The 22,909-nt window shown below is 61.4% G+C and carries 15 protein-coding genes, 3 tRNA genes and 2 pseudogenes; 4 read left to right on the top strand and 16 right to left on the bottom strand.

Annotated features, from left to right (window positions below):
* Window positions 1-16: 16 nt before the first annotated feature.
* From BREU_RS01230 to BREU_RS01200, 7 genes are all read right to left on the bottom strand, one after another.
* A complete protein-coding gene (locus tag BREU_RS01230) occupies window positions 17-1,543 on the bottom strand; it encodes an amino acid permease (RefSeq protein ID WP_044089132.1) in 1,527 nt (508 codons plus the stop codon).
* A 178-nt stretch (window positions 1,544-1,721) separates the two neighbouring features.
* Complete coding sequence (locus tag BREU_RS01225) at window positions 1,722-2,948, bottom strand: UDP-N-acetylmuramate dehydrogenase (protein WP_044089133.1); 1,227 nt, start codon at window positions 2,946-2,948, stop codon at window positions 1,722-1,724.
* Window positions 2,949-3,090: 142 nt separating this feature from the next.
* Window positions 3,091-3,258 carry a 50S ribosomal protein L33 gene (gene rpmG, locus BREU_RS01220; protein WP_007053013.1) on the bottom strand — a complete coding sequence of 56 codons (168 nt, stop codon included), beginning with the start codon at window positions 3,256-3,258 and terminating at the stop codon, window positions 3,091-3,093.
* A 61-nt stretch (window positions 3,259-3,319) separates the two neighbouring features.
* A tRNA-Met gene (locus tag BREU_RS01215) sits at window positions 3,320-3,393 on the bottom strand.
* A 4-nt stretch (window positions 3,394-3,397) separates the two neighbouring features.
* Window positions 3,398-3,469, bottom strand: a tRNA-Thr gene (locus BREU_RS01210).
* Between the two features lies 1 nt (window position 3,470).
* Window positions 3,471-3,552, bottom strand: a tRNA-Tyr gene (locus BREU_RS01205).
* Window positions 3,553-3,827: 275 nt separating this feature from the next.
* Entirely contained in the window at window positions 3,828-4,907 is a 1,080-nt protein-coding gene (locus BREU_RS01200; protein ID WP_044089134.1) for a histidinol-phosphate transaminase, read from the bottom strand.
* A gap of 112 nt (window positions 4,908-5,019) precedes the next feature.
* Here BREU_RS01200 and BREU_RS01195 point away from each other — a divergent pair, with 112 nt between their 5' ends.
* The gene (locus BREU_RS01195; protein WP_044089135.1) at window positions 5,020-6,267 is read left to right on the top strand and encodes a trans-sulfuration enzyme family protein; all 1,248 of its coding nucleotides are present in this window, start codon (window positions 5,020-5,022) and stop codon (window positions 6,265-6,267) included.
* Between the two features lie 136 nt (window positions 6,268-6,403).
* Here the strand turns inward: BREU_RS01195 and BREU_RS01190 are convergent, their stop codons facing one another.
* From BREU_RS01190 to BREU_RS01170, 5 genes and pseudogenes are all read right to left on the bottom strand, one after another.
* Complete coding sequence (locus tag BREU_RS01190; protein ID WP_044089136.1) at window positions 6,404-10,735, bottom strand: transglutaminase domain-containing protein; 4,332 nt, start codon at window positions 10,733-10,735, stop codon at window positions 6,404-6,406.
* Between the two features lie 20 nt (window positions 10,736-10,755).
* The gene (locus BREU_RS01185) at window positions 10,756-11,712 is read right to left on the bottom strand and encodes an AAA family ATPase (protein WP_044089166.1); all 957 of its coding nucleotides are present in this window, start codon (window positions 11,710-11,712) and stop codon (window positions 10,756-10,758) included.
* A gap of 284 nt (window positions 11,713-11,996) precedes the next feature.
* Entirely contained in the window at window positions 11,997-12,290 is a 294-nt protein-coding gene (gene groES, locus BREU_RS01180) for a co-chaperone GroES (protein ID WP_044089138.1), read from the bottom strand.
* Window positions 12,291-12,458: 168 nt separating this feature from the next.
* Window positions 12,459-13,223, bottom strand: a pseudogene (locus tag BREU_RS12630) (hypothetical protein); the annotation flags it as partial.
* Between the two features lie 691 nt (window positions 13,224-13,914).
* On the bottom strand, window positions 13,915-14,592 hold the full coding sequence (locus tag BREU_RS01170) for a GNAT family N-acetyltransferase (RefSeq protein ID WP_238566967.1): 678 nt from the start codon (window positions 14,590-14,592) through the stop codon (window positions 13,915-13,917).
* A 69-nt stretch (window positions 14,593-14,661) separates the two neighbouring features.
* Between BREU_RS01170 and BREU_RS01165 the strand changes: the two genes are divergently transcribed.
* The 3 genes from BREU_RS01165 (at window position 14,662) to BREU_RS01155 (ending at window position 16,494) form a co-directional block, all read left to right on the top strand.
* Window positions 14,662-15,303, top strand: coding sequence for a 5-formyltetrahydrofolate cyclo-ligase (locus tag BREU_RS01165; RefSeq protein ID WP_044089167.1), 642 nt, complete (start codon window positions 14,662-14,664; stop codon window positions 15,301-15,303).
* A gap of 190 nt (window positions 15,304-15,493) precedes the next feature.
* Window positions 15,494-15,679, top strand: coding sequence for an FmdB family zinc ribbon protein (locus BREU_RS01160; RefSeq protein WP_044089141.1), 186 nt, complete (start codon window positions 15,494-15,496; stop codon window positions 15,677-15,679).
* A 209-nt stretch (window positions 15,680-15,888) separates the two neighbouring features.
* Window positions 15,889-16,494 carry an SAF domain-containing protein gene (locus BREU_RS01155; RefSeq protein ID WP_462138064.1) on the top strand — a complete coding sequence of 202 codons (606 nt, stop codon included), beginning with the start codon at window positions 15,889-15,891 and terminating at the stop codon, window positions 16,492-16,494.
* Window positions 16,495-16,546: 52 nt separating this feature from the next.
* Here the strand turns inward: BREU_RS01155 and BREU_RS12560 are convergent, their stop codons facing one another.
* The 4 genes and pseudogenes from BREU_RS12560 to rplL all read right to left on the bottom strand — a co-directional run bounded on the left by BREU_RS12560 (window position 16,547) and on the right by rplL (window position 22,882).
* Window positions 16,547-16,747: a hypothetical protein gene (locus tag BREU_RS12560; protein ID WP_044089142.1), complete on the bottom strand. Its 201-nt coding sequence runs from the start codon at window positions 16,745-16,747 to the stop codon at window positions 16,547-16,549.
* Window positions 16,748-16,749: 2 nt separating this feature from the next.
* A pseudogene (locus BREU_RS01150) lies at window positions 16,750-20,341 on the bottom strand (helicase).
* A 107-nt stretch (window positions 20,342-20,448) separates the two neighbouring features.
* Window positions 20,449-22,065 carry a variant leucine-rich repeat-containing protein gene (locus BREU_RS01145; protein WP_044089170.1) on the bottom strand — a complete coding sequence of 539 codons (1,617 nt, stop codon included), beginning with the start codon at window positions 22,063-22,065 and terminating at the stop codon, window positions 20,449-20,451.
* 433 nt (window positions 22,066-22,498) lie between these two features.
* Window positions 22,499-22,882, bottom strand: a complete 384-nt coding sequence (rplL, locus tag BREU_RS01140; RefSeq protein WP_044089143.1) for a 50S ribosomal protein L7/L12 — start codon at window positions 22,880-22,882, stop codon at window positions 22,499-22,501.
* Window positions 22,883-22,909: the final 27 nt, after the last annotated feature.

The following is a 22,909-nucleotide window of genomic DNA, read 5'->3' as shown; positions in this document are numbered from 1 at the left end:
GTACCTCGGCAGAGCGTCAGCCGTTGACTGCCTTATCGGTCTCGGCGGAGAGCTGCTCAGTCAGATCGCCCTTGCCCAGGCGCGCATGCCAATAGCCATAGCCGAAGTAGATGGCGAAACCGACCGCCAGCCACACCACGAAACGAATCCACGTGAGCACGGTAAGGTTCAGCATCAGCCAGAAGTTGGCCAACGCGATCAGGATAGGAATCCAAGGATTGCCCGGCATCTTGAAGGCTCGCGGCAGATCGGGGCGCTTGGCGCGCATGATCGGGATGGAGATGGCCACCAGCGTGAACGCGGAGAGCGTGCCGATGTTCACCATGTCGGAGAGCACGCCGATGTCGAAGAACGCGGCGACAAGCGCCACCACTACGCCCACACCGATCTGCAAACCGGCAGGAGTGCCATGCTTGCCGGTCTTGGACAGGCCTCGCGGCAGCAGGCCGTCACGGCTCATGGCGAACACGATGCGGGTCAAGCCCAGCAGCAGCACCATGACCACGGTGGCGAGCCCCAGCACGATGCCGAAGCTGATGATCTTGGCAGCCCAGTTGGCCCCCACCAGCTCAAATGCGGTGGCGAGCGAGGGGCTGTCCTGCTTGGCGAGGTCCGTGTAGGAAACCATACCGGTGGTCACAATGGCCACAAGCATGTACATCACGATGATCAGGGCCATGCCCACACCGATGCCCAGCGGCACGTTCCTATGCGGGTCCTTGGTTTCCTCGGAGGCGGTGGCCACCACATCGAAGCCGATGAACGCGAAGAACACAAGGGCGGCACCGGACAGGATGCCGGGCACACCGTAGATGGATGGCGTCATGCCTGTGGCCCACTGCCACAACGGCTGTCCCATGGCACCAGCGACGGCGGCGGAGCTCTGCACGCTGTCCGCAGGCTGGCTCGGCGGAACGAACGGCGTGAAGTTCGAGGCCTTGACGTAGAAGAAGCCGACAATCACCACGAAGAACACGATGGCGATCTTGAGCACGGTCATCGCGCCGTCCACACGAGCGCCGATCTTGGTGCCGAACACGAGCAGGACGGTGAAGAACGCCACGATGATGATGGGCGCGACGTCGACGGCAAAACCGCCGATTGTGATGTTGGTGTTGAGGCCCCAACCCATCAGGCGCATGAAATCATTGAGATACACACCCCAGTATTTGGAGATCACCGAACCGGCCATCAGCATCTCCAGGATCAGATCCCAGCCGATGATCCATGCCATGATCTCACCGACCGTGGTATAGGTGAAGGTGTAGGCGGAACCTGCCACCGGAATCATCGAGGCGAATTCCGCATAGCACATCACAGCGGCACCGCAGACAATGCCAGCGATCAGGAAGCTGATGATCACCGCCGGACCGGCATGGAACGCGGCGGCCTGTGCGCCCACGGAGAAGATGCCGGCACCAACGGCCACGGCCACACCCATAATGGACAGATCCCACCACGTCAGGTTGCGCTTGAGCTTGCGGCCCTCTTCACCTGTTTCGGCAATGGTCTGTTCGACGGATTTCGTTCGGAACAGTTGCATAACAGCCTTCTCTTTTCTCTCGAGTACACGGCAGGTGCACGCAAAAATAACGAAATCTGAGTATAGAAGAGGCTGTGTGACTTGTCTATTACCGTTTGCTGCCTGTTATCCGTTTTCGCCGACGAGCAAGACCGCATGCGACAGGATTAGGCAAGACAGGTCAACTCAGACAGGTCGCTCAATCAAGCACGCCCACACATACGGGCTCGGGCACCAGATCGATGCCGAACGCATGCTTCACGGCCTGCTGCACGGCACGGGCCAGACGCTCGATGTCCTTGGCCGTGGCATGTCCGCGATTGGTCAGCGCCAATGTATGCAGAGTCGACAGGCTGGCGGGAGCATCCGGTTCGACGGCGAAGCCCTTATGACATCCGGCATGGTCGATGAGCCATGCGGCGGAAGTCTTTACACCAGGGTCGCCATTGGGGAATGTGGCGCTGAACCTCGGGGCGTCTTCGGGAAGAGCGGCGGCCTGGTCTGCGGTGAGGATCGGATTCATGAAGAACGATCCGCAGCTGTGCCGGTTGTAATCGGGAGCCGGCAGACCTTCGTCATCCTGAGCGATGCCGGCGGCGGCATTCGTATCAGCCAATCGCTTGAGGTCAAGCAATACATTGGATTCCCGCTTGGTGCCCGCCATCTGAGGCGACGCATAGCGGTTGGGGTCCTCGAGCATGCCTTTGGTAGCACGCACCTTGATCACGGCTTCGCGAATATCGCGCGTGGCCATGCGGTCGCCCACTTCGACGCCGAGCGCCTTGGCCAACTGCCCATAGCCCACAGTGCCTTGCGACGAGTGGGTCAACGCAAAGGTCACGGACAGCACCACAAACCGTGGCGTAGGGAAGAATTCGGCCGCCGGATGGCCCGGGCTCTCGTACATGCTCGCCTTGAGTGCGGAATAACGGTAGCCGAAATGAAGATCGGATGGGGTGAGGTCGCGCGTCGTCTTGGTCTTGCGGTCCCACACTTCCACCGATTCGACCGATGTGGCGACCTCCTGCCCGTATGCGCCGATGTTCTGCACCACCGAGGCACCCACAGTGCCGGGGATGCCGGAAAGCCCTTCCACGCCCTCAAGGCCAAGCTCCACGGTGAACGCCACGAAGTCATCCCAGTTGGCACCGGCCTCGGCATTGACATGCACGGTGCGGTCTTGTCCCTCCACAGGAGCCGCCTCGTCAGGCACGGTGATCTGACGACGGGCGTCACGAACCACTACGCCATTGAACGGTTCATCGGCGATAAGCATGTTCGAGCCTCCACCGATGACCACCAGAGGCAGTCCTTTGGAGTCGGCATCTTCGACGGCTTCGATCAGTCCGACGCGTGTGGTCGGTTCAACAAAGTGAGCGATTTCGCCGCCCACGCCCATAGTGGTGATGTCTGCAAAACTGGTCATGGTTCCTTATCCTAGTGCGTGCCGATGCTCGTCTGTCCGTCTGACGCATCACAATGGGGGTGCCGCACGAAAGGGCATACGAAAAAACCCGACCGGTTGGGGTCGGGTTTGAAGCGTGATGCTTTGCAGGCAGAGTCTCGAATCAACGAGTCTCGCGGTGCACGGTCTGCTTGCCGCAACGCGGGCAGAACTTCTTGAGTTCAAGACGATCCGGGGTGTTACGACGGTTCTTGGTCGTGATGTAGTTGCGCTCCTTGCACTCGGTGCAGGCCAGCGTGATGCCCGGACGGATGTCGGCGCTCTTAGCCATTCTCATTCACCTCTGTGTTACTAGGTATAGTAAGCGCCCACCGGTTAGCGGGCGCAGTTTGTAGCGAGGAAGAGGCTCGAACTCTTGACCTTACGATTATGAGTCGTACGCTCTAGCCAGCTGAGCTACCCCGCCAGAGAGCCCCGAGTGAGAATTGGACTCACGACCTCTTCCTTACCAAGGAAGTGCTCTACCACTGAGCTATCGGGGCGTGGCGGATAGTGGATTCGAACCACTGAAGCACGAAGCGGCTGATTTACAGTCAGCTCCCTTTGACCGCTTGGGAAATCCGCCAGTCTGTTTCCCGCCGCGGTGTTTGACCTCAACAGGCAACTCGGATATATAAACACATCTGGCGGACGGACGCAACTTTAGGGCGCGCCTCGGCGTGTCGCCACCTTGCCAGAAGGCCGGCTCCCCTTGCAATTCCAAGGGAAACCGGCCTTTCGAACTAACGGCGCGGGATACTATATCCTGAGTCAGGAATTCGTTGACGAATTCACTACCCCTCAGTCCCGCTTCGCGGGCCAGCTCCCCTGACAAGGGGAGCCTCCAATTTATGCGGGATACTAAAAGCCGGCCGCCTTGAGCTTGGAGCACACGTCGATGACCAAGTCGTTGGCCTCCGCCTCGCCGATGGAGATACGGATGCCCTCACCGGAAAAGACGCGTGTGGACAGGCCAGCAGCCAGGAACTGGGCGGCGGCGGCATCGGTCTTCTCACCCAGAGGCAGCCAGAAGAAGTTGGCATACGGCTCCGGGAAATCCCATCCCTGCTTCTTCAGTGCGGCCACCACACGGTTGCGCTCGGAAATAATCGACTTGACCCTGTCGGTCAACTCGTCGTATGCATCCAGGCTGGCAAGCGCGGCGGTCTGCGCCACGTCGGTCACGCCGAACGGAAGCGCCACCTTGCGCATGCCGTCGATCACATCCTCGGGCGCGATGCCGTAACCGATGCGCAGGCCGGCCAGACCGTAGGCCTTGGAGAAGGTGTGGGCGACCACCACATTCGGGAATTCGCGGAACAGGTCCATTGCCACCGACGTGTTGGGATCTGTGTTGAATTGGAAGTAGGCCTCGTCGAACAGCACCAGCACATCTGAGGGTACCGCTTCCATCAGGCGGCGGGCGTCTTCCGCGGCCACCGACGTGGAGGTCGGATTGTTCGGATTGTTGACGATGACCAGGCGAGTCTTCTCATTCACGGCATCGATGAGCCCGTCGATGTCATGCGAGCCGTCCGGCAGGTTGGGCACCTGCACGCTGGTGGCGCCGGCACCGGCCACGATGATCGGATACGCCTCGAAGCTGCGCCACGGGTAAACGACTTCATCACCCGGACCGGCTACAAGCTGCACCAGCTGCGTAATGACTTCGGTGGAGCCGCAACCGAGCACGATGTTCTCCGGCTTGACGCCGATCTCCTCACCGAGGCGCTCCACCACGGCCCAACCGCGCATGTCCGGATAGCGGTTGAGATGCGGCAACGCGTGGCTTTCGATGGCCTTGACCACGCTGGGCAGCGGGTCGAAAGCGTTTTCGTTGCTGGAAACCTTGAAGGAGCGCTGGCCCTCCACCTTGGGAGCCGGCTTCCCCTGTTTGTACGAGGGAATGGTATCGATGATACTGCGATGTTTGAAACTCATGACACCATCCTATACCGTTTTCCTATATGCCGCTCAAAAGGCCCGAATTATAGCGGTTTGCGGGCATTGGGCATCCCTTGCGCGCAATGATGTCCGCTGGCATGCTGGGCACATGACTTCAGATCTTGTACATCACGGCACATCGTTCGACGGCAAGCCATTGGGGTTCGGCACGCTGTCCATCCATCTCGGCAACGGTGTCGACGCCGAAACCGGCGCGATTCGTCGACCCATCACGCTGGCCAACGCCTATGCGTTGCCCTATGACCCATCCGACATCAACTGGTCCAGCTCGGACGTGAACCTCTACACCCGCAACGGGCATCCGAACCAGCGCTATCTCGAAGAAAAGCTCGCCAGGCTCGAAGGCACCGAAGACGCAGTGGTGCTGGCCTCCGGAGTCGCCGTCCTCGCCGCCACATTCACCACATTCCTCAATCGTGGCGACCACGCGATCTTCTCCGACACCACGTATATCGCCGCCTACCGCCTGCTCAACCAGATCCTGCCGGAGAAGTATGGCATCGAAACCACCATCGTGGACACCTCGGACCCACAGAACGTGGCCGATGCTCTCCGCCCGAACACCAAACTGGTGCATATAGAGACACCGGCCAACCCGACACTCAAGGTGTCCGACATCAAGGCCATCGCCGCGCTGGTGCATGAGCATGGCGAGCACACCGGCACCGAAACGCTGGTGAGCGTGGACAACACGTTCAACACGCCATACAACGTTCGTCCCATCGACTTGGGCGCGGACATCGTCATCGAATCGCTGACCAAATACATCAATGGCCACGGCGATGCCCTCGGCGGCGTAATCGCCACCACCAAGGAGCGCACCAATGCAATCCGCTTCACCGCGCAGGTGAATTTCGGCGGCATCATCTCCCCGTTCAACGCCTGGCTCATCAACCGCGGCTCGGTGACGCTGCCGTTGCGCATCCGCCAGCACAATGCTTCGGCACTGGCCATTGCCAAGCATCTCGAATCCATTCCGTCAGTGCGCTTCGTAGCGTATCCGGGATTGGAATCGCACCCGCATCACGACGTGGCGGTCAGCGAACTGGCCCGACCCGACTCCGGGTTCGGCGGCGTGCTGGCGTTCGGGCTGGATACTGACCATGACGGACATAACCGGTTCGTCTCGAAGCTCAACGTGATCACCTCAGCCGTGTCGTTGGGCCATGATGAGTCTCTAATCGTGTTCCTCGGCGAGGATGACGAGCGCCAGTACCTGTATCCGCCGGAATTCCACCGCGGCTTCTTCCGTCTGGCCGTGGGCCTTGAGGATACGGATGATCTGATCCGCGACATCGACCACGCGCTGTCCGAATCCGGCTTCGCGGTTCAGTGAAGGTCCACGGACAATATCTAGTGGTCTGTCTCGCTCATATTCTGTCTCTCCCCCAGTCAGCTACGCTGACAGCCCCCTCGTCAGAGGGGGCCAAAATAACACCGTCGTTTCCAGCGCAGCAAATGGCACGCTGGCATTAGTCCTTGCGCTTCGTCAGCATCCAGAAGGATTGAAGCCTTTCGGCTAGGTCTTTCACCGGTTCAGGCGTGCCTCCGAAGGCGAGGGCCGTGACATTGCGCGCGACGGTTGTCGCGATGTCGGCGCAATCAGGGTATCGGCTGGCCATCTCATTGGCTATGTCCATATCCGTGTCGGTCGGCTTGGCGTGGCGGACCACCCTCCGCATCTCTCGCCATGCCGCACGCCATGCCTCGGCCGCAAGCTTCCGATCGCCATCGTCGGCCGCAGCGCGGGAGATGACGCCCAGCACACGTCTGCGCCGCAGATACCGCCAGAGTTTCGGCGAGCCGACACCGGCGCCAGCCAGCACCAGAGCCAGAAGAACCGCAGCCAGAATGCGCAGCCATATCGGCCAGGCCATGAACCGATCGACTGCCAGGGTCCAAAGGCTGCCAGATGTACCGGAGCCGGTAGCGGCGGCCTGCTGGTCCTCGGTCGAATCGGCGGCATCGGAGGACTGGTCCTGGCTTTCGGCATCCTCGCCCGCCGAGGCGTCATCCTGAGACGAATCGGGTGTCACCGTCGTCTCGGGCGCCGTGGTGGTATCACTGGAATCACCGGTGTCCGAGGAGTCAGCTGAAGCCTCATCGGATGATGCCGAACCGTTTTCGGTGGTGGCGGGCGTCACATCGAACGGCACCCAGCCCACACCATCCAGATAGGCTTCCACCCAAGCGTGCAGTTGCTTGGACTGCACGGCGAAGTAGCCGTCATCATCGCGCGGTTCGACGCCTGCGTTGTAGCCGATGGCGATGCGCGTCGGCACGCCGAGCGCACGGCCGAGCACGGCGAGTGCGGAGGCATAATGCTGGCAGTATCCGGAATGGCCACCGTCTGGATTGAGGAAATCGTCGATGATGTGAAGATTGTCCCGACCGTCGCCGTCCGGGGCGTCCAGCGAATAGGTGAACTTGTTCTCCGGTTTGGTGAAGTAGTCCACAAGCCACCGCATGGCGCGCAACTGGTCGTCATAGGTGCTGCCGGTGATGGGTATGCCTGCGGCCTGCGCCTGCGCGATGACTGATCGGATGTTGTCCGGCAGCTCCTTGGGCAGCGACGTATACCGGTCCTCGTGGGCACGGCTGTCGCTGTACTCCACAAGCCGTTGCACGCGTTCGCGATATTCAGGGTTGTACGAGGTGGTGCTGCCCGGAATCGTCGTCATGGAGCTCAGGTTGGGGATGGCCCGCTGCAGCACACCGAACGCCTGCCGGTCCCACTGCATATCGTGTGTATGGAATGTGGAGATGCCATCCTCGAAATCGGTATCGGTGTCCTCTACATCCAGCGGGAATGCCAGCACCGAGGAGTCACCCCCCGAGCCGTCGCCAAGGTAATAATCATCCTTGCCCAATCCGAGCTGGCTGATGACCGTTTTGTTGAACGCGATACTGCCGGGCATGGTATACCGTTGCCCCTGCGCGGTGGTCACCTCGCCGCTGTCCTTGCCGCTGACCGAGCCAAGGTCCCACCCCGAAGGACCGGTGACCGCGCCATCAGTACCTATACGGACCCGTACCAGCAGGAAATCGCCATCGATCTCCCCCAATCCTGTGTTCGGCAGATTGCGTCGCGCCCGGCTCCATGCCTCACGCTGGGCATCGGAGACCTGCGCGTCATCGCCCATGATGCCGTCGCGCGCATCGACAATGGTCGACAGCTGGCTGAAGCCCTGAGCGTTGGTGATGGGGTCTATTACCGTGCCATACGCCATATATCGCGTATCCGTCGAAGTGCCGTTCTCACGATTGTAGATGGTGCCGTCCTGATACTGCAGCCAATCCCCTCCCGCGCCCTCGACATAGGTGACGCCGCTTGGCACCGGAAGGAATCGGGATTTGAACGCGCCGATGCGGATATTGGCATTGACCATGAACCGTTCCATCGTATCGGAGCTTGTGGTCGCCACGTTATAGCCTCTATAGCCATATACGTCCATGTAGGCGGCAAGCGGGCTGAAGCTGAAACGTTGCCGGCGGGTGAGCTCGTTGTCGCTGTCCCGTCCAAGCTGAATGCCAGAGCCGTACAGACCCGCATCCAATGCGAAATCCTGGTCATAGCCCCAGGTGTCACCGTTGAAATCGTCGAGCGAGGTCAGACGCAGGTACAGGCGTTTGTAGGCCTGGTAGGTGAGCACGGTGGCGCTTGAACCGGCTGTGATGTTGCGTTTGAGGTCGATCATCGGGCTGACGGTGTTCGATGTGAACATGCCACCGCCCTCCCCAATGGATAGCGGCACCCGGTAGGCGAGTTCGTACGCCGGACCGGTCAGAGGCAGGGTGACGGCGACCGCAAGCGCAGCGGCGAGAAGCGGCGAGGCGTCGAGCGCGACAGCCGGCATCGCGAATCGGCGAGACGCTGCGACACGGCCGGGTTGATGCGCGCCGCCCATCTGCGTTCGCGCCCCCGACGGCACGGCAAATCCTGCACCGCCATGCATCTGCTGCGGAAAGGCCGCCCACAACGCACACGGGAAAGCCCCGACGACGAGCCCTATGGCCCATAACGGTGCCGTATGTCCTGCGAGCGCATAGTCGGCGGCAAGCGCGACGACGGGCAGTACCGCCATAACGGGAATGGACGCACGCCAGACCAGAATCACACGGATCACCATGGCGATGGCGGCGATCAGCACGGTCAGGAACAGATCGGATCGCTCGGACACGTTCAGTGGCGGCAACTGCAGGTTGAGCTCGTCGAACCCGGTCTCGAAGTCGACTGTGAAGGCGTTGAATGACGCGGACAGCTTACCCGGCACGGTGCTGGGCGCATCACCGTACTGGGTCGATTGCCAGATGGCCCCAAGCTGGGTTCGCAACTGAATGACTGTAAGCAGCGCCGCAGCGATCAGCGTGATGGCGGCGAACCCGGCAAGCCTTGCGACCGGTCGAGTGTCGCGCAAACGCACCACAGAGCTGCGCGGCTGCGTCTGCGAAGAAGAAGAGGAGACGCGCGGTTTGGGCCACAGCACGCCCAGCGCATATCCGACAGCCGTATCCACGGCGATCAGCGCGAACAACGCCGCCGCGAACCACATCCACATGCGCGGTGGAGACATAAGGCCGGAGACGCCCTTGAGCGCCGCGCCGAAGAAGAACATCAACGCCACGGCCCCTGCGATTCCAGGCATGATGGCAGCCAGCCGATGGCGTATTCCGCGCGGCGCGCGGGTCTCCACACGAGATGCAGTCCGACCGGCATGTAGGTCGAATGCGCTCCTCACCGGCGTCAGGTCGATGGTTCGATACGTGGCGGTCTCGTCCTGCCGGAGCACTGGAGCATCGAGCATGGTCGTGTCGTCGGCGGTCGGCAAGCGGCGCAACGCACTTGCCAGAGCCTGATCATCGGACGCATCACATGCGATGATACGGACCAGCCCATGGCTGTTCATGGCCAGTCTGCCAATAGTCGCAGCCCGGGCTGCGGCTGACGGGGCATCGGCTGACGGGTCATCGGCCGCATCGGCCGCATGATCATGCGGCTTTACCGCGGGCGGCATCACCTGCACTGCGGCAAGGAATCGTTCGACCGCTTCGATGCCTTCATGGCTGTGCACGCCATCCGAGATGATAAGCCGCTCGGATGTCGTCCGCGTCCCGTGCTGTCGCACGGCATGCACCCATGGCATCAGGGCGTTGACTTCAGCATCCAGCTGTTCGGGGGTCGCGTCAATGGTATTGATCACGAACACCGCGGTGGCGCGAGTATCACGGCTGGACTCCCGTGTCATCAGCTCGCCACGATGCGCGGTATGACGCCAGGAAATGAGCTTGAGCGGGTCGCCGGGCACGTAGGCTCGCACACCACCCGAGAGCTCGGATTGACTGGCTCCCGCCCGGTGTCTGTCCACACCTGAGGCCCCGTGCGCTGTCCGCTCCTGCACATCAGGCAACCGCAGCGTCTCCCCTTGCGCGGGCAGTATCTTCCGCGCAGCGAACAGGCCCAATGGTGAGCGCCATCTCACCTCCACACCGACTGTCAAATACAGTCCGCGGCGCTCGGGCACCTTGCCCGTCAGACGTGCCGTCACCTTGCCGTTCTGGTCACGTTGCTCGATCTGGCGGACTGCTTCGGGCGAGCCCAGCGCAAGCCATCCGAACCATTGCGCGATGATGAATCCCAGCGAACAAACCATGACGACGGCGATGGCGACGACGGCATCCATCAGTGTCCGGTCATCGAGCAGCAGACCGGCGAAGCAGCAGACCGCACCGGCTGCCGTCAGCATCAGCCCGGCCAACGTCGGACGGATGAGCCCGTGACGGTGGAATCGTGTGCCCATGGCCATCAGACGCCCTCCCATGCCCCTCACACGCGCGGCACTGCGGTGGAGGCTACGATGTCTTCGACGACAGAGCGGGCGCGAGACATCGCCCCGGCATCGATTCCGGCATCATCCAGCACCAGACGATGTGCGAGCACCGGCACGGCGAGTTCCCGCACATCATCGGGCAGCACATAATCACGTCTGGCGATGAACGCACGCGCGCGAGCCATCGCCGCCAGATGCAGGCTGGCACGCGGCGAGGCACCATAGCGCACACCATCATGGGAGCGCGTGGCCCTGGTGAGCGTCACCAGATAATCGGCCACAGGCCCGGCAAGCCGCACGTCGCGGACCGCGGAACGCATATCGGCCGCCTGTTCGGCGCTGCATACCTGACTCACCCGGTCCAGTGGATTCGACCAGTCGGTCGCTATGAGCATGGCTGCCTCAGCCTCGGCTGACGGATATCCAAAGCTCGTGCAAGCCATGAAACGGTCGAGCTGGGCTTCCGGCAACGGATATGTGCCCTCCAATTCAATCGGATTCTGTGTGGCGATCACCAGATACGGGTCTGGCAACGGATGGCTGACCCCGTCCACACTGACCTGCCCTTCGTTCATGGCCTCCAGCATGGCGGATTGGGTTTTGGGGTTGGCGCGATTGATCTCGTCGGCGATGACGATGTTGGCGAACAGCGGGCCGGGATGGAATTCGAAGTCATGCGCATCCCGCGCATAGATGCTGACGCCGGTCAGATCACTGGGCAGAAGATCGGGCGTGAACTGGATGCGGCTGGCCTGACCGCCTATAGCCTGCCCCATGGCGCGGGCCAATGTGGTCTTGCCGACTCCCGGCACATCCTCAAGCAGCAGATGTCCGCCAGCAGCAAACGTGGTGACCACCAGATCGATGACCTCGCGCGAACTGGACAGTGCAGACTCCAAGGTATCGGCGATGCGGACAAGCTGGTCTGCGGAAACGGTGGCACTGGCGCTCATGACAGCCTCTTTCATAGCGACTTCAATCCGCTACCCAGTGTACGTGCAGCGCGCCGGAAGCCTCAACTACGCTATGAGCGAGCACAGGTTTCCCTCACCCAACTACCCTCAGCAAACGTACACTACGCCGGCCTCAGCGTACGTTTAGTGCGGTAAGGCGAGAGGATGACGGGACGGAATGCGCAGGAGAGGGCGGAATGACAAGACCCCGGCTGTTCGGATGAACAACCGGGGTCTCATGCAGCGATAACGACCAGCTGCGAGCGTCACTCAGCCAGCGTTACTCAGCCAAGGATGGCGAGCACATCGCGAGAGCTGACGATGAGGTAATCCTCACCCTCGTAGTGCACCTCGGTGCCGCCGTACTTGGAGTACAGAATCTTGTCGCCGACCTTGACATCCATCGGGATGCGCTCGCCCTTGTCATCGCGACGGCCGGGGCCGACAGCCAGCACTTCGCCCTGCTGCGGCTTCTCCTTGGCGTTGTCCGGAATGTAGAGGCCGGATGCGGTCTGGGTCTGGGCTTCCGCCTGCTTGACGATGATCTTGTCTTCCAACGGTGTGAGCTTAATCGACACTGTGGGTCACCTCGTATCTCTATAGTTCAGTTCGATAATGCCGCGCCAGAACGTCTCAAGAGGCTGACGATCACTTGCGTTGTCCCTTTGCGCTAGGACTTATGGTAGCGCGATTATTAGCACTCTGCCAACTCGAGTGCTAACGCTGTGAGAGAAAAACGATGCCAATCAGTTGCCTCGACGGGCGAGGATGGAATCAAGCCCCACGCTCAACGAATCGGAAGTCGCCGCCGGAGCCTCGACTTCGGCGTGCTCCTCGCGCTCCCGGAAGGACTCGGCCTCCTCGGCTTGGACTGCATCCACGTTCGCACTGGCCTCGTTCGCACCGGTTCCATCAGAACCGGCCTCATCATCCGAACCGACCTTGGACTTGGCAGACGATTCAGCCTTCTCCGCCGCCTGCGCATCATCCGCGGCCTTGGCGGCGCGCGCCTCATCGATCAATCGCTCAGCCACTTCCGGCGCCACGGGCTCAGCCTTGGATACCTGACGAGTGGACTTGATCTCCAGGCTTTCCGGCGCATTGCCCTCGTTGCGCGGTTCGCCGAGCGAGAACGAAATAAGATCCTGCGAGGTGGCCATGTCGAATACGTCCAGTGCACGGGCCGGCGTGACCGACGCCAATTCGGATGTGGCGTCACTCATCTCTTGGTCACGCTCGTCGCGCACGGTGAGGGATGGTTCGGTGGCAGAAGCACGCTTCGTATCCTCTTCGGCTGGAGTGTGCCGGCTGGACTGTGCATCGGCTTGGTCCGGTGTCTCGGCATAAATCGAATCCGCTGACGGCGAGGACTGCTGCGAAGCCCCCTCGGCCACCGCTTCGGACTGGTTCTCGCGGCGCTGGCGTTCGCGCTCCGCCTTGGCTTTGGCCTGCTCGACCTCCGCCGCACGCAGCGCACGACGAATCTGGCGTTGTTCCATCACCTCGGTAGAGGTCTCATCGGGCATCTGACGCTGAACACCCTTATCCACGACGACTGCGGCCTTGGAATCACCGGCATCACTGCGGTCAGCGGATTCCGACCGAGAGCCAGCCACTTCGGCAGTCGCCTGATCGCGCCTGGCATTCTGCGTCACCTGAGGGGTACGGGTACGTGCATGCGTACGTTCGTAACGCCGCACCTTACGTTCCCATTCACGAGCCTGACGCGCCGCGTTGGCACCCAAAGCCAGCACCACAACCGTCAGGGAGAACGGAATCAACGCGAACAGCGGGCTGAAATGCAACGTCAGACCCAGCACCACCACCAGTACCGTTACGGCAAGCAATGCACCGACAAGAATCTGACGGCGTCTGATGGACTGCCTGCGCAGTTCACGCACATGCGCGATATGCGCCGGTGTCAGTTTTCCTGACGTTGTAGATACTGGCATTGCTGCCCCTTTCGCCTCACGCGGCTTGACATCGCCGAATCGTCTGCCATCCGCCGCCTCCACTATGCGCAGCGAGGGAGAGTAGCGATCCTGCCGGTGTTCGGCTGCACGCTTCATACCGTTGGCCGTACGCGCAGGCAGCCATACGGCGACTACGATCACCGCTATCACCAGCACGATAACTGTGCTTAGTGACTCGTAACCCATAGAGTCAAGAATAGGAGACCCGCCGACGAACTGGCAGGTTCAGCTACGGGCGTGTCGAACCAGACGACCCATGCAGCAATCGCTCAGTGAACCCCTGCCCGGCATCCTCGGCCAACATCGCGAAGGTCACATGGTCACGCCACTGACCGTTGACATAAATGTATCGTTCGCGCAATCCCTCATGATGCGCACCCACTTTGCGCACCACCGCCAGCGAGCGCGCATTATCGGGCAGAATGGCAATTTCCAGACGATGCAGAGCCGGACCGAACGGATCGGTCAACGCCCAGTCGGCAAGCATGGCGAGCGCCATCGGAGCGAAACCATGGCCCGCGTAGCGTTGGTCGACCCAGTATCCGACCACACCGGTGCGCATCGAGCCATAGGAGATCGCGCCCAAGGAGATCTGCCCGACGATGCGCATCTGGTATTCGATGGCGAACAAAGCGCCTATGCCATGCTGCTCGTTGCGGCGCTGGCGTTGGATCCATTGGTTGAATGTGATGGATCCGCCATGCATCGGATCGCCCGACTCCCAAGGTGCCAGCCACGCGTTGTTGCGCCAGCGGACCTCATCCCAGGCGTCCTCGTCATCCATGGTCAGCGGGCGCAGCACGATGGGACAACCGGCATGGGTCAGGCGGGGCATGCGAATCTGGTTGTCGGGGTGGAGCGCTTCTTTGATGGATCGGAAAACTGACACGGCCCTTATTGTAGCCACGTATCGACATGACGGATCATTGCCCGGGTGCGATATGTTGTGCGATATATTTGCGCTATGTTGTGCGATATGAGCGACAACAATTCCGCACATGAGGATCCGCAGGCGGCCGGCGAACCGTCCAAGAGCGAATTGCGCCATCGCGCGCTGTCGCTGCGCAAGCGCACCACTTCCCATGAGCGCCTCATCGCCGGACGCGCCCTGGTGCGCGAGCTGCCCGAACTGACGGTCCGGCCGCATATGACGGTGGCGGCATACGTGTCCATGGGCACGGAGATCGAGACACGGCCGCTGATTGCATGGCTGCTGACGCAGGACTGCACGGTTCTGGTACCGCGATTGGGATCCGGTCTCGACATCGGCTGGAGCGTCGTCCGTTCGCTGGACGATCTGCAGGAAGTGAGCGGCACCGGCCATCTGCGGCCCGACGAACCGAGTTCGGACGTGCTGCCTCCCGACGCCCTCAAGCAGGCGGATGTCGTCATCGCACCCGCCCTCGGCGTGGACTCGCAGGGCGTCCGCCTTGGCCGCGGAGCCGGATGGTATGACCGTGCACTGGCCGCACGACGGCAGGATTGCCTGCTGATCGCGGTGTGCTGGCCGTGGGAGGTGACCGGCGGCCGTCTGCCCACCCAGCCGCATGACGTGCCGGCTGACGCTGTCCTCACACCGGCGGGATATCGGCGGCTTCGGCGTCGCGCAGACGACTGATTCCCGGCATTGGCCTTGAGACCACCGGCTGCCGGGGCTGACCCACCGAAGCGAAGTGTCAGTGCTCTCAAGACGAAGCGTCAGCGCTCCCAAGGCGAAGTGTCAGGGCAATGACTAGGATATGAACGGTTGCTTGGCATGGCGCTGGGTCATGCGGGAAAAAACTTGTGTATGTGTGTGGAGGAATCCGTTGCCTACTTATCATTACCGCTGCAAGAACTGCGGCTACGATTTCACCGAACAGCAGTCGTTCTCCGACGATCCGATCACAGTGTGCCCGAAGTGCTCTCAGGAGCAGGTGCATAAGGTGTATTCGGCCGTGCCGATCGAATTCAAAGGCCACGGTTTCTACCGTACCGACAAATCATCCAAGTAATGTCCACGATGTGAAACTATGTGGATAACTCGGCAAGCTAGAACCACATAGGTCGGTTTGGCTTGCCAAGACGCTGACACTACGGTCACCATGTTCGCATGGTGACCTTTTCTGTATTGCCGAAATTCAGGATTCCGCCCACCGGCTCATTGCGGCGCCGACGGGCCTCTTTTGCAGCACGGCGCCTCACCGCCGCACTGTGCGCCGGTTTGGCATTGTTGTTCGCGATTGAAGCGGTGGTGTCACAGACCGGCACGGCACCGGTGGCGGTGGCCGCACGGCCGATCGCGCGCGGCGAGATCATCGGAGCGGACGATGTGGAAGTCATCCGGTTCCCTGTTGTCGCAGTGACGGCATCCATGACCGACTCCATTGACGAGTTGATCGGAAATGTCGCATATATCGATATCGGCGGCGGCGATCCGGTGCTGACATCGATGACTAGGGCTGCTCCGCTGGTGCCGCCGGGGAACACCGTGGTGGAAGTGCGATTGGCCAGCGCCTTGGACGAATTGGCAACCGGCGATCGTGTGAAACTGGTGTCAGCATTGGGATGCGCCGACGGCGGCCATTCCAGCGACGGGGGCAGCAACGAGAACGGTACTCAGACGGACACTTCGCCGTCGTATGGCACCGCCGCCACATGCGTGCTTGCCGACGACGCTCTGGTGATGGGCGTCAACGAGGCGGACCCGGATGCCGAATCCGGATATGGCACAGTGCAGCGCAAGGCATCATTCGCGATGCCGGCCGATGCAGCAGTACGCGTCATGCAATCACAGGAGGCCGGCGCGATCGTAGCCGTGATGCGCTGAAGTGAGCGGGCGCACCACAAGCGCCCGCGAAGGCCGCCTCACTGGGCGAAGTTCAACGCTTGTCGTTGAACACAGCCCAGTGAGGCGGCAGCTCCCCCAGGATGCGCTTGTCGTCGTCGGCGTCGCGCTGTTGCTCGGTCTGCATGTCACCGGGCTCGAGTTTGACGCCATCGGCGTCGAACCGCTCAGTGCCTTTCATGACCACACGCCTATGCTGGCGCGGGGTTCGGCGGCTCGCCGAATACTCAGCCATGCCTATGCCACCTCGCGGTAGATCTCCGCCGAGACGAGTCACGATACGCTCGACTTCCTTATCGGGATTGACGAAGGCAGCCACACTCCACACCGTCATGACGTTCCAACCCAACGACATCAGGTCCTGGCTGCTCAGACGGTGACGGCGGCGAGTGGATTGCACCGACATGAAATTGGCGTCATCGGTCTGCACAGCCAACGCGAACGGCTTGTCCTTCAAGCCGACGACGAGCGGGATCTTCACGCCCTTGTCAAAACCGTAATCCACCGCAGCATCAAGGCCACGTGCACGCAGGCGATCGGCAAGATCGTTGAACAGCACATTGCCGCCAGCCACAGAGCGCACCGGCAGCACCGGCCGCTCATCCATCTGGCCCGCCCACGACAGCACCGTTTTCAGGAATCTCGGGCCTGCCTGATGCAGGCGCTCGTCATCCATGTCCTCCGGGCCGAAGGCGGAAACGATGTCAAGATTGCGGTCGGCGAGCGCCAGAGCGTCCAGGAGCATGCCGCGACCCCCGTCGCTTTCCAACACTCCGAATTGCTGCAGCAGACGGCCGTGCACGGTCTTGGCGTAGCACATCGAAATGATCACGTCCGTGGCCTGCGTACCCGATACATCGCGCAACGGCACCAACCGCACATGGCGCAGGAAGCGCCCCATCGGCTTGTTCTTGGAAGCGAGCGACTTGAGTTCGGCTCCCAGACGCGTACGGAACACGTCCGTCATCACCACGACGGCGAGGATGTAGCGGGAAGGCACCACGGTGAAGCTGGAGGCGCGCTCGGTGATGAGACGCACGACTTCGTCGATCTCCTGCTGACTGGACTCCACGAGACCGGTTGACATCACGGGTACGCCATTGGCCTCGATGCGGTGGAACCGGACCGAACCGGTGGCCGGCTCCGTAGCCACGTCGTAATCGACGGGCCCGTATCCCTCGGATTCCAGAAATGCAGCCAACCGTGGCGCACGGCAGCATGGCTGAGCCACCACTGTGACATGTGGCAGCATGCCAATCAGTTCCTTGACCGATTCGCTGGTGACCGTTGCACAATGGGCGATCACCACCACCTGGCGCACACGTCCCAGGATGGACAGTAGTTCGATTGACGGGATATGCGCGCATGCATCGAGAATGGCCACGTCGGCGAGCATGCCCGGCTCCGTGAGAGCGGCCAGGGTACCCGGTGCCGCCACCATGATCGGCTTGGCCGCAGCGAGGATCTCCGGATGGTCGCGGCGGATTCGGCTGAGCGTCACATGTCCGCGTCCCGCGAGCACGGTGTGCAGCTGATTGGCTTCCTGCGTGCGGGAGAACAGCATGTCGCACAGCCGGCGCATCGATTCCTGCGCCACCATCGGCCCGATGGAGCGCACGTGCTCCACATCGACTTGCGCGAACCGGTCGGATGCGGTCTGCAACGCAGACCCATCCTGATTCGAGATGATTGCGGACGAGCGAACGATGTCGTCGAACACCGTGGTCCACCATGCCAGCTGCAGTTCCCCGCGAACCTGATCGACGCCGACATGCCGAATCGTCAGGTCATTGACCAATTCAGTCAGGCCAGCCGCTGCGAGGTCCTGTTCCAGACGGCAACGTTCGGGCAGGGTATCCAATGCCTTGCGGTCGTCGAGCAGCGCTTTCAGGCGCGCTTCGACCGTGTTGAAATCGACGGTCTCCAGATTGCCGCCGGTAGGCGTGGTGGCCAGCACGGTGTCCAGGGAGGTCATGTTGCCCAGCAGCCCATCAAGTGTGGTGATGATGTCGTCCAGCTTGGTGGGCAGCACCGGCCAGCCGCCGTGAGGCACGAACTGGCGCCACTGCTCCCCCTGCTTGGCCACGACCTTCAGCGCCTCATGCAGATCCTCCACCTGGGCGCCGACCCGCAACAGGGACTTGGCTTCCTTGATATGGCGGCGACGCTCCCAGAAGCCCATGCCAGCCCCCTCGGACTTGCGCTGCGCCTTGGACATCGTGGCCTGAATCATCGCATCGATGTCCCGCTCGAAAATCTCCGGCTGGAAGACATCAAGCACACGCCTGAGGTTCTTGAGCACCGTCACCTGACGCTCCCACTCACGTGTGGTGGCGGGTACAGGGAAACCGCACGTCTGCACCGTGCGCTTCACCTGCTCGCGCGTGGCAGGCAGATAGCGGCGCAGCAGGTCATCCACACGCCGATACGCATCGATGGCCTGATCCTCAGTGGTCAGATTCGCCTTGTACCAAGCCGTGTCTTCGGGGCCGATGGCAAATTCGCCGAGTTCTCCCGCACGCTCAAGCTTGCTAATCCACGCCTCCATGTCGGAGCCGACGGTAAGCGCGCTTTGCTCGCGCAGGCGCACATGGGTGGCGGGATGCGTGGGCAGCACGGAGATACGCGCCAGATTCTGGATGGTCTCATATGCGGAGACGTTCCACTTGTCGCTGACGCCGTGAAGATCGCCAAGGTATCGGGTCAGTCGGGAGCGCACTCCCACCAGCTCGTCGGCCAACTGGTCGAAACGCTGGGTTGCCACGCCCGGCTGGAAACCGACCGCTGCGATAAGCTGCTTGTCGATGGCAGCATTGGCGTGCTCATCCGAAACGTCAAGCAGCTGCGCCTTGAGCTCATGAGCCGATGCGGCCTGGATGAAGCGACGCTTCTGCTCGGTGACTCCGGGCACATACAGCACGGAGCGTCCGCTCATCAGGCAGCGGGACGCGATAGCCACGGCCTGCTCGGCGGCCCCCTTGGGGAAGCTCCCATCGATCACGATGCTGTGACCGGCAGCTGCCAGATCCGCCGCGTACCGTACGGTGTTGTCCACATCCCCGACCGCGAATTCGGCATGCGGATCGGAATCGAACGGGCTGTACTGTGGCGGATTCGCATCTCTGAGCGACGCCTGCGCCTGCTCGTCGCCGGCGAGCGCATCCAGCAGCACATTGCCGGTTGCACCGTTCTCCAGCTGGTCGATGAACTGCTGGCTTTCTGACACGATCAATGAGTTGGGATCCATGAAGCAGCCCAGCACGATATGGCGTTCGATGGCGAAATCGGCGATAGCCTCATGCGCCTCGGCGGCAATCCGGGAGAACATCGCGGAGGTCTCAGGCGTACCGCTGTCATAGCTGGATCCGTCGAACAGCGCATCCTCGTTCAGATACACGCGCTGCTCGCGCAGCACATTGACGAATGTGCTGTTCAGCGTGACGCGACCGGCGAACTGGATGGAGGGCGCGGAGCCTTCTTTGGGTAGGAAGACGGTCACTGGATACAGCAGCACCGGCAGCGCGTTGCCGTTCCATGTGGCTACGCCCACCGCCATCGACAGCTCCGCCACGCCGGAGATTCGGCGCTTGGCCGTCTGATCGTCGAGCACTCGGGTGAGATGGCGTTCCGCCGCCTTGAGCATGCCGGTATCACGGAACAAGGAATCCAGGCGGACGTGGCCTGATGCGAACAGCTGGGCGATTCCGGACGGATGGGCATGGGTCATGTCCAGTTTGGCCACCAGCTGGTTCACGTCCTCCAGCGGCGACGGTGCGAGCATGGCACGGTACTTGTCCCGCCAACCGCGGATACGGTTCAGTCCGATCATGGTGCTGGCCGTCCGCTCGTTCTGCTGTGCCTGATGTTCCTGCTGATTCTGTGGATTCTGCTGATTCTGTGGATTCTGCTGATCCTGCGTTTGAGTCATCTCCCGGCTCACTTTCCGACCGCTTCGCGGTATTCCTGATAGCCCTTGTTGTTGGCCAGAGCTTCATCGATATCAGCTTCGCCGCGGGCGGCAAGCCAAGCGTACATGTCATCGTACAGATATGGGTTCATCGCGAGAAACGCCAGCAATTCGGGACGGCGTGCGATCTCGAATTGCACCGAGAAGTCCTGCGTGGTTTGGGCATCGTTGGAATTGTACCCATCGACTTCCACCACCGGCTCCTGTGCCTTCAGCTCACCCTTCGCCACCTTGTCGAACACCGACCCCGGCTCGAATGCGGGGGTGTACGTGTTGGCTGCGGCATATTCCGAGGCACCTGCTGCGGCTCCGGCAAATGCGGTATCCGTACCCGTCTGCCCGGCGGCGCTCACAGTACCAGAGCCATCCGCATGGGTCGCGCCATCGCCAGCGGTATCGTCGCCCGGCATGACAATAGGCTCGAACACCAGCGACGGATTGGTAGCGTGCGTCGCGCCATCCGTGGTCTCCGTGGCATTCGTGGTCTGGCCATCGCCTGCCTGCGGATTGCTGGTCTGCTCATCGCTGGACTGCGCGGCACTGGACTGCTCAGTGTAGGCCTGTGCAGTACTGGTCTGCTCAGCACTGGTTTGCGCGGACCGTTCGGCAGACTCCCCGTCTGCGGGAGTCGATTCCGGCACTGCTGTGTCACTGTCACTCTCGCTTGCGGATGCGCTCAACGTGGCATCCTGGGCGGGGCCGCTCCCCTGTTCCGCAGACTGCGTTGCCGTTGATTCGGGCGACGGGTCCGGTACGATCGTCGTCTGGTCCACTGGCTCGGCATTGTTTGGTTCGGCATGGACCGATTCAGTATGGTCCGATGAGGACTGTTCCGCCAAATGCGCAGGATGGGCGATCGCATCCACCGGAACCAACCCGGAGATGCGGATACCCGGACGCAACGCGGACTTGGGCTGTTCGCTCTCAGCGGGCGTCTCCGGCTCCACGGGCTCCTGTGCAGCGGCTTGCTGCTGCGCTTCGGCATCGGCAAACAAATCACGCGGCGAGAGTGGTTCTTCGGGCTGATGGTTGAGTTGCACGATATTGAGACTGCCCAGCTCCAACTCGTTGACTTTGCGCTTCACACTATCCGCGCTGAATATGGCGGTAGGCTCCCCTGCGCGCAAATCGAGAATATCGTCCACCGACATGTCCGCGGCATCCGGCTCCTGCGGTGCATCGGACGTGGCATAGCCGAAGAGATCCGGCACCGGCTGGCTGGATTCCGCGTCAACAGGCTCGTCGATACGGATGAAGTCGGCAGGAACATCACCGAACTGCATACGCATCGGTGAGACAGGCAGGAGAAAATCGGCATTCGCCGGCAGACGGAGCAAATCCCCGTTGTCACGCACCACATATGAACCGTTGGTGGAACCAAGATCGCGCACGCATGCCGAACCATTCTCCTGCACCGAGAACAATGCGTGACGTTTCGACATCGACTTGGTCTGGTCGACCACATCCAGACGGGTGCGGCCATTGGCGGCAAGCGGGCGCAATGGCTTACGACCAATCTCCAAGCTCTCGCCAGGTTTGACGCTGACCTGATCAACTCCATTGATCCGCACCGTCCACTCGCTCACCATGACCGCCTTCCTAAACACACTACTGACCACATTACGTGCAATTGTGTCATCTTGTGCTGATTTTCCGCGAATTATAACGAGAAGAATCGCCCGGTTTTGTCGAAAGGCTCTATTCCCCTCGTCAACTGACGGAGACTGACTGACGGAGATATAACGTTGCTGACGGGGAATAAGACGTTAGCTGATGGAGATACCACATAATTCCGTTGTATTTCCGTCAGTCAACGGGGAAATCCACAGCGTCTAGTCAGACTAGCGTCTGACCCGCAGCGTATTCCCCTCAGTGTCCAAACCGACAGTGCCCAAACCGCCAGGCCAATAGGCCGATAGTTTCATCGCGCACAAATCAAGAAATACAAGAAACCCCGCATCCTGATTGCTCAGATGCGGGGTTTCACAAGCTGTTGATTCGCGGCTCAAGCCGCACAAATCACTTGAGCTCGACGGTGGCGCCAGCCTCTTCCAGCTGAGCCTTGGCCTTCTCGGCGTCTTCCTTCTTGGCCTTCTCGAGGATGGCCTTCGGAGCGCCGTCAACCATAGCCTTGGCGTCAGCCAGGCCAGCGTTGGTGATGGCCTTGACAGCCTTGATGACCTGGATCTTCTTGTCGCCGACAGCGGTCAGGACGACGTCGAACTCGGTCTTCTCCTCTTCCTCAGCAGCAGCGCCAGCAGCCGGAGCGGCAGCGACAGCGGCGACCGGGGCAGCGGCCTCGACGTCGAACTTCTCTTCGAAGGCCTTGACGAACTCGGAGAGCTCGACGAGGGTCATTTCACCAAAAGCTTCCAGGAGCTCTTCGTTGGTGTACTTAGCCATGATGGCTTCCTTTCATTCTGGCGGCGG

This window comes from Bifidobacterium reuteri DSM 23975, assembly GCF_000741695.1.
Classification (GTDB): Bacteria; Actinomycetota; Actinomycetes; order Actinomycetales; family Bifidobacteriaceae; genus Bifidobacterium; species Bifidobacterium reuteri.
The sequence above is the reverse complement of the archived record's forward strand: the minus strand, read 5'-3'. Positions and strand labels throughout refer to the sequence as shown.

Excerpts from the sequence above, each read along its gene's own strand:
- BREU_RS01230 (WP_044089132.1), bottom strand. The coding sequence starts at position 1,543 with ATGCAACTGTTCCGAACGAAATCCGTCGAACAGACCATTGCCGAAACA.
- BREU_RS01225 (WP_044089133.1), bottom strand. The coding sequence starts at position 2,948 with ATGACCAGTTTTGCAGACATCACCACTATGGGCGTGGGCGGCGAAATC.
- rpmG (WP_007053013.1), bottom strand. The coding sequence starts at position 3,258 with ATGGCTAAGAGCGCCGACATCCGTCCGGGCATCACGCTGGCCTGCACC.
- BREU_RS01200 (WP_044089134.1), bottom strand. The coding sequence starts at position 4,907 with ATGAGTTTCAAACATCGCAGTATCATCGATACCATTCCCTCGTACAAA.
- BREU_RS01195 (WP_044089135.1), top strand. The coding sequence starts at position 5,020 with ATGACTTCAGATCTTGTACATCACGGCACATCGTTCGACGGCAAGCCA.
- BREU_RS01190 (WP_044089136.1), bottom strand. The coding sequence starts at position 10,735 with ATGGCCATGGGCACACGATTCCACCGTCACGGGCTCATCCGTCCGACG.
- BREU_RS01185 (WP_044089166.1), bottom strand. The coding sequence starts at position 11,712 with ATGAGCGCCAGTGCCACCGTTTCCGCAGACCAGCTTGTCCGCATCGCC.
- BREU_RS01165 (WP_044089167.1), top strand. The coding sequence starts at position 14,662 with ATGAGCGACAACAATTCCGCACATGAGGATCCGCAGGCGGCCGGCGAA.
- BREU_RS12560 (WP_044089142.1), bottom strand. The coding sequence starts at position 16,747 with ATGGCTGAGTATTCGGCGAGCCGCCGAACCCCGCGCCAGCATAGGCGT.
- rplL (WP_044089143.1), bottom strand. The coding sequence starts at position 22,882 with ATGGCTAAGTACACCAACGAAGAGCTCCTGGAAGCTTTTGGTGAAATG.